Source organism: Streptomyces sp. NPDC047028 (assembly GCF_040644095.1).
Taxonomy (GTDB): domain Bacteria; phylum Actinomycetota; class Actinomycetes; order Streptomycetales; family Streptomycetaceae; genus Streptomyces.
Genome location: NZ_JBEYVS010000095.1, coordinates 1 through 7476 on the forward strand (window position 1 = coordinate 1; position 7476 = coordinate 7476).

4 protein-coding genes are annotated in these 7476 nt (G+C 63.0%); 3 read left to right on the plus strand and 1 reads right to left on the minus strand.

Annotated elements, in window-relative coordinates:
- Positions 1 to 710: 710 nt before the first annotated feature.
- Positions 711 to 1400, minus strand: coding sequence for a hypothetical protein (locus ABZ854_RS36630; RefSeq protein WP_361220243.1), 690 nt, complete (start codon positions 1398 to 1400; stop codon positions 711 to 713).
- Positions 1401 to 2733: 1333 nt separating this feature from the next.
- Here ABZ854_RS36630 and ABZ854_RS36635 point away from each other — a divergent pair.
- The 3 genes from ABZ854_RS36635 (at position 2734) to ABZ854_RS36645 (ending at position 6786) form a co-directional block, all read left to right on the plus strand.
- Positions 2734 to 5490 (plus strand): LuxR C-terminal-related transcriptional regulator, encoded by a 2757-nt coding sequence (locus ABZ854_RS36635; RefSeq protein WP_361220246.1) that lies wholly within the window; start codon positions 2734 to 2736, stop codon positions 5488 to 5490.
- A 103-nt stretch (positions 5491 to 5593) separates the two neighbouring features.
- A complete protein-coding gene (locus ABZ854_RS36640; RefSeq protein ID WP_361220249.1) occupies positions 5594 to 5767 on the plus strand; it encodes a hypothetical protein in 174 nt (57 codons plus the stop codon).
- Positions 5768 to 6324: 557 nt separating this feature from the next.
- Positions 6325 to 6786, plus strand: a complete 462-nt coding sequence (locus ABZ854_RS36645; RefSeq protein WP_361220252.1) for a hypothetical protein — start codon at positions 6325 to 6327, stop codon at positions 6784 to 6786.
- Positions 6787 to 7476: the final 690 nt, after the last annotated feature.

Here is a 7476-nt window from a genome sequence, read left to right on the forward strand (position 1 = left end):
ACGGCTCGATCCGGTCCCACATCGCATCGGTGATCACTAATCGGACAGACACATCCGATCAACTGATCACCCATCAAAGAGACACGCTCTAGCCCCGGGCGAACCTCTGGCCCGCTCTGGGTCGTAACTCCTCGCGAGACTCCTGCCGTTCGACGGCCCGTCCCCTTCTGGAAACCGCATGCCCGGCGATACTGCACGACCGACCAGCCGTCATCCCCTGCGAGGAGATGGTCGAGGCCCTGCTGTTAGAGCGCGACAGGAGTCGCCTTGAATCAATCGGCTGCCCGAGCTCGCCTCTTCCCCATGGAGGAACACGCCCTCGGGTGATCTCTCTTCTGACAGTCGGTATGTTCCGTCCGCAGCCGCGATAGCAAGAAAAATGTTGATGGCTCACGAACACGGCCTCTGGCGGACGGTCTCAACCCGCCAGCTATCTGAGGGCCTTCGCGGATCCCGCGGGGCCAAGGCGCGACATCCACGGAGACTGGCACGCGGCCGCCCTACGAACCTCTTCAACCGCATGATCAGCCAAATCTACCGCCGCCTGCAGGAACACAAGCTGTTCGATCAACCAACAGTCCTACCCACCCAGCTCGCCGCCGCAGCTGACTCTTAGGTTTATGAGTGTCTAGCTCGTTCTTCGACCTCTCCTCCGCCCGTGAATCTATACACGCCTTTATCTTCCTATTCGCTTCGACCGGCCAAAAGGCTCAGTCTTGCAGACCGCGAGTCTGCACGGTCACGCGATAAGTGAACGTGCAGGCGCCGTCATCATTTCCACTGCCGTTGCCATACGTTGTTGTCGTCCTCTCCATGCGCCATGGATAATCAGTAGAGGAGCCACTTTGAGGAGTCGCGTTCATTACATCCTTTAGGGTGAACGCACTCGCAGACCAATTGCCCGTGCAGAGAGAATCGGGACCACTAGTTTGGTCATCATCCACGAAATCCGCCGTTACTCTGACCACGTCCTGCGAGTCCGCCGTTACTGTCATCTTCCCCCAGGGAACATCATTGGGATACGTACGAATATCCTCGAAAAAGTGAACCGGCTCGTAAGCGACTCCTTGTACTACGTCATGCGAGCCATCATAATCGTGATCGCCGACCTTGTCCCACTCATTAAACTGGGGCCCCGGCGTTTGCCGGAGTCGTTCCGTCTTAAAGTTTCCCCAAACCTGAGATGTGCGGCAGTTCTGGCCACCAGCAAATCCGCAGTCATTCAAGAAGGGAAAGCTGAAGTTGAGGATCTCCACCTGAACCGTATAGTTGCCGTTGCGCCAGGTTTGATCCGCCTGAGCAGCGGGGGCGCACAGCGTGCCTGAGGTTACCAGCGCGGCGGCAACTAGGGGGGTTGCAATCCATGCATCTTTTCGTCGCAGCTTTAACGAGTGCAACATTTTAGAACCTTCCACCTTGCTTTGCTGGAGACTTGGCTTCTATTCCCTGCAGGTCTTTTATTTCCTTGCTCAAGACGGCCACCTTACCCGAATGCAGCCATCCTGATACCTAGCTCGTACAACATTGCTAGCAGAAGGAGTAAGTTCTACTTGTCCCGGCGGAGCAGGGGCGTTGCATATTTTACAGCTGGTCATCGATACCAACAGCCGCCTGGTCGTCGCGATGGCCAAGCCCGGTATGGGGCAAGCACCGCGAATGCCGGACCTTCACCGAGTCCGGCGTCGATTGCGCCTGTCCGCCGGTCTCGACGCTAGACGCCGCCGTGGATGCCCGGCCCGCGATGGGCGCCTGGCGGCAGCTCTCTCACCCCCAATGCGACTGCCCCGCTTCGTCCGCCTGCCTGCAGCCGGTCCGCAGCCGGTCCGCCTCCACCTGCGCTCGCTCGCGCGCCACCCTCTCCGCGTCGATCAGCCCGCCACCCCGCGCATCCCTGCTTCCGAGATCGCGCAGTACTGAACTTGATCGGGTGAAGTCGGGGGCGTCTACCTGCGGGCTGAGCTGGACGATCGGTAGTCGTGCTGTCGGTGCACGCCCGGCACCCCCGGGCACTCAGACCCATACGCCAACCCCAGCCACCCCACCCGGCACCCTAAAAGTTAGGGCGGAACCCTAATGCCCCAGGCGAGCTGCATGTCTAAAAAGGACAACAGAAGAAAGGCGTCTGCCGCCTCGACTTGGAGGTGACCGGCATGGCCTCTACCGCCGCCACTCCTGTTGTCGCCCCGTCCCCACGGATCGGCCTAGCGCCTTGGTGGCCTTGGCCGGGCGCCGGCGGGGACGGGAGCGAGGACGTGGAGATCTGCGCTGCGGTTGCACGGCGCGCCTCCGGCCAGTGCTGGCTGTTAGGGAGCTGGATGGGAACCCTGCCTTCGACATGTTGCAAGTGCTCCCCGAACGGGTCACCAAGGCGGAAGAGCATGCCATGCCAGAGCTCCGCTGGTGATGAGGCTGACTGCCAGCGCTGGTACGGGCGAGCATCCCAGCAGGCGGGGCCACCGTTCGGCCGATCATCGCTTCATTGGCACTAGCCACGGGCGAATCACCGCGGTTTCGGAACTGCCGAACACTCGGCCACCCTCCCGCCAATGAATAGATCCCCCTGCTACTTAGCAAGCCAGCAGCTCACTCGGGCATGGAAAATCCTCGAGCCTCCATCAGAGACTCACTGTACCCCTCGCCTGGCGGAAAGCGTGAGGGACCTGTACGCCCCGAGGTCTCCCACGCATGGCATGTCCGGTAGAGAGCTTTACCCCGCGTTACGGAGAGAAGCCGATGTCTCAGTCATGTGACGTACCCGCCTACACGGTGCACGATCTGGGCGGCCAAGTGACACGTTGGCCACTGGTTGGGCGCGAGCGTGAAGTGGCAGCCCTCAGACGGACAATGGTCAGCCGGAGGAGCCGGGGAGTTGTCCTAAGCGGGGCAGCCGGGGTGGGCAAGTCGCGGCTGGCCGAAGAGTGCCTGGTCCACGCGGTGCGTGCGGGGTTTCGAGGCGCGCGGGCGACGGCTAGTGTGACGGCTAGTGCCGTGCCCCTGGGCGCGCTCGCGCACCTGCTCCCGGTCGGAATAGACATGACCGACCCAGTCAAGGGGTTCGCGACCGTATCTGCGGCGCTGGTCAAATCGGACCGTCGCCGGTGGGCGGTGCTGATCGATGACTTGCACCTGCTGGACGCTACGTCAGTGATCTTGCTACGGCAACTGATGGACGCCGGACTGATTCGTTTGATCGCTACCGTCCGCAGTGGCGAGCAGACCAGCGAAGCGGTGCAGGTCCTGGTCCGGGGAGAGGACATGCACCGGATCGAGCTGGCCGAATTCGAGCCAGAGCAGGTAGAGGAGGTGCTTCAAGCCGCACTCGGTGGACCAGTGAGTCGCCACTCTTTGCGGGTGCTGTTTGAATTGTCAGGAGGCAATCCGCAATATTTGCGCGAGTTGGTCTGCGGAGCTTTGAACGCCGGGACTTTGACTCGTGATGGGGAAATGTGGCGACTGTCGCCAGGAAACCAACTAGCAAGTACAGCGCGGCTAACCGAGCTGGTCGGTGCCCGCCTGGCCGCCGCTGGCCCCGCCGCCCGGCCGGTGCTGGAGCTGCTGGCGACGTGCGGGGCGCTGCCGCTAACAGAAGTCGAAGAGGCCGCCTCCTGGCAGACCGTGGCCGACTTGGAGCACGCCGAACTGATCCGGGTCCGCCAAAACAGTCGGCGTACCCAGGTGGCACTCGCCCACCCCTTGTATGCCGAGGTCCTGCGGGCGAGTGTGCCCGCTCTGCGCCGCCGAGCGATCCTTCTGGGCCACGCACAACGAGTGGAGAACCATGGAGCCCGGCGCCGCGGTGACGTTCTGCGCGTCGCCACTTGGCGACTGGCCGCCACCGGTCATGCCGCCCCTGATCTCCTCATCCAAGCCGCCCATCTGGCCCGCGCTCAGCATGACTACCCACAGGTCAGCACGCTATTGAACGCCCTTCCTAAACCGCGGCACACCGTCCACACCCGCCTTCTCCTCGGCGAGGCCCTGTCACAGATAGGCAAGTGGAAGCAGGCCGAGTCGACTTTGGCCGAAGCCGACGCCCGCGCCGCAACCGAGCAGCAAAAACTAGCCACCACGCTGGCTCGTACCGCAAATCTTATGTGGGGCAATGCAGATATCCCTCAAGCCCTAGAAATTAACCATCAAGCCTCAGACCAGATCACCAGTCAAATCGGTCGCCATACACTGCGGATCAACGAGGGACTTCTACGAGTCGCTGCCGGCCAGCCCAATGTAGGTCTCTCCCTCCTCGATGACCTGGAATCCAAGCACAGTGAAACCCTGGATCCCAATGTGTGGCTACGCGGCGTGCTAATGAAGTCCGCAGCGCTCGCGTTGCTCGGCCGCCCGGGTCAGGCTAGGGCCTGTGTCGAACACAGCTCTACAGTCCGAACTCAGCTCGACAGCCATATCCTGGCAGCCCCTTCACCCATCGAGGATATCCCTCTAGTCCTTACCCTTACCGAAATCGGACGCCTGACGGATGCTCGCATCTTCGGAGAAAACGCCTATAATCGCTTTAGCGATTCGAGCTTGATCGCGCGGATATGGGCGGCAATCTTCCTCGGCCGCGCGGAATGGCTAGCGGGCCACTGCGCTTCCGCCCGCCGCTGGTACGCCGAGGCCGCCTCAGACGCTCGCACCGCCGACCACGCCGGGGCGCTGCGTTGCGCCCTGGCAGGTCTCGCCGCATGTGCGGCTCTGCTCGGAGACCTAGAGGCGGCCCAGACGGCCCTGGACGAGCAACACACTATTGCGCCTCTCGATCCCGGCTTCGTGACTGCCGGAGAAGAACGCCTCGGTCAGGCCTGGCTTCTGGCCTCTCGTGGCCGCCTGGATAGAGCACGGACCATGCTCACTGAAGCCGCCGCCCAGGCCCGCGACACGGGTCATGTCACCGGTGAAGCTCTCCTACTCACCGACGTAGCCCGCCTGGGTGGGGCAGCGGGGATCGCTCAGCGACTGGCGGAGCTAGCCCAGCATTGCAATGATGCGTTTCTGCCCGCTCGCGCTCATCTGGCCGCCGCACTAGCCGCAGACGACCCCAGCCGACTCTTGGACGCCGCCTCTGAGCTGGAGGCGATCGGCGCGGACCTATTGGCTGCCGAGGCGGCCACCGCGGCAGCCGCCGCCTGGCGCCGAGCCGGGCACACCCGCCAAGCTACCGCCGCTACCCACCTGGCCGAACAAGCCGTAGCCCGATGCCAGGGCACCCGCACCCCCCTCCTTTCCACCTCCGAGGCCACGGCGGCGCTAACCAAGCGCGAACGCGAGATTGCACTGCTAGCCGCGGCTGGCACTACCAGCAAGGACATCGCCCAAGCCCTAGGCCTGTCAGTGCGCACTATTGACAACCACCTCAGCCACGCATACGCCAAGCTTGGAGTTACCACCCGAAGAGCACTTGCCCATGCCCTCGGTGGCAACAAGCAGCAATCTGCACAATCAGCGGGGAGCTTCAGAGGTGAACCGCTCCGAATTCGGCATCGAGTTTGAAGTCATGCGTTAACGAGTTCGTCGGGCAGGCCGCGTCCTGAGAGCTGGTACACAGGTTCCATCCGCTCCAGGTGATTGATCCGGTGACGGTCGCTGTGCCCGGATGGCGACAACCACCGTCCAGGCCTTCGAACTGTCTGAGCTCACGAGAGAGATCGTGATGCTCGCTGACACGGCCGGCCTGCGACTTGGCCGGTTCAAGGTTCTTGTTGCTGCGCATGCGGCCCTTGGCCAGATCGGCCAGCACCTGCAAGGCGCGCTCGCCGACAGCGCCTGAAGCATAGAGCGGCCTGAGAACTTCTCCAGGCGCTGCACGCCTTGGGCGGCGCATACTCGGAGGCGGGCGCGCGTAGTCGGGTTTCAGCAGCTTCCTGCACTCAGGTCGGCGCAAGCTCGTCCTGCCTGGCCCTGGAACCTGGCACGGGCCAGGCGTCGATCCGCTCCGCGCGCAGCGGGTCCAGTCATTCATCACCTGTACCTGATCCTCCCAGGTGGGGCGGCCGAGGGGCAGCTCGTTCAAGGACGCTGCGCTTTCGTCGGCCAGCTCCGGATGGTTTGAGGTCGCGCCGCGGCGGTGGCCGCCACCTGAGGGTGGTCTTGAGGAAACCTGATCGAGTGGCTGCGCACCTACGCATCGCCCGTCTGCGCCGCCACGGACTCGGCTCTCCGCCAGGACGCCGGAAGGGACCCCGTGGCCATCGATCCCACAGTAAATGAGTTGTCCATACTCACGCCCCAATTGCGCGCGAGCGTAAATAGTTGATCGCATCACGGTGGGCTAGCATTCAATCTTCAGCCCCTCGTATCACGAGTACCGACGAAAGGAACAACGCCATGCAGCTACTCAATACTGTGGCCAGAAAGATAACCACGAAGGCCGCACTGCTGTGTACCGTTCCCGTGCTGGCGCTCGCTGGCGGCCTAGCATTTCCGGGAAGCGCAAGCGCCCTCGACTCGCCCATCCAGGCTTTTGGCATAAACACTTATGCCAGTGGAGATTGGGATTGTTCCCTTACCGGAAACCCCGGACCGGGATACGAGTGCGCAGATGTTCACAGCGCAGCCTGGGGCTACACGGAGGGGGAGGCGATCAACAACTTGGAGGAGGCAAGAGATAACGGAATGCACGCCGTCACGGCCAAACACCCCGGCGCCGGCTATGAGGGTGGAATAAACGGAGGATGTACTGACTTCTCTGAATACCCCGGTGCTGCATGGCACCACCGGTATAATTGGCTGCCCGGAGACCCTACGGTCAGGTGTTACTATTTCGACCAGTACATATACGTCAAGTAGTAAGATCCTAGGAACGCCCTTGCGGTGGCCGCTTCCGGCGCGACGGGTCCGTTCAAGGTTGCCATGACTTTGCGAGCCGGCTGGTCGGTCGACATGTGATGCGGATAGAGCAAGCCCAGGCGCCCTGAGACCCAGGTGGCCTGGGTGAGCGCCGGTCTACGCTGCTCTCGCTGAACGGGGACGCGCCCACGCGATGCGCCTCGCTCCGCCCCCATCGAACGCATCGACAAGGCTGTATAGCTCCTCTCCGACAGCATCGTCCGCATCCCGCCTCGGAGAGGACCTGCGCCGACAAATGCATTCGTCCAGCGATTCTGGTGTGGAAGATTCCGTCACGGAACATGGCGAACGGGCCCACACGGTGCCCGGCGGGCGGTCTGGGTGAGGGTTCTGCCTTCAGCTCGGCAGAGGTTGCAGTGGGCGCGGAAGGCGATGGCGTGGAGCGATGCGGAGATAAACATCGCTCGTTTGAGCTGCCGGTTCTCGCCTCTGAGGGGGTGGTCGCCGTGGCACGAGGTGTCCGACTGCCTGGTAATGGCGAGAGGCCGACGCAGGGGGAGCTCCAGGGGGTTGGTGTGTGTTGGTGTGTGTGGTTTGTGGTGGGTTTCGGGCTGCTTCGGGGCCGGGCCGGCGGGCGGGGTCGAGGGGGGCTTGGGCGGCCCGCCGGGCGGGGGTCTGAGTGGGGTGGGT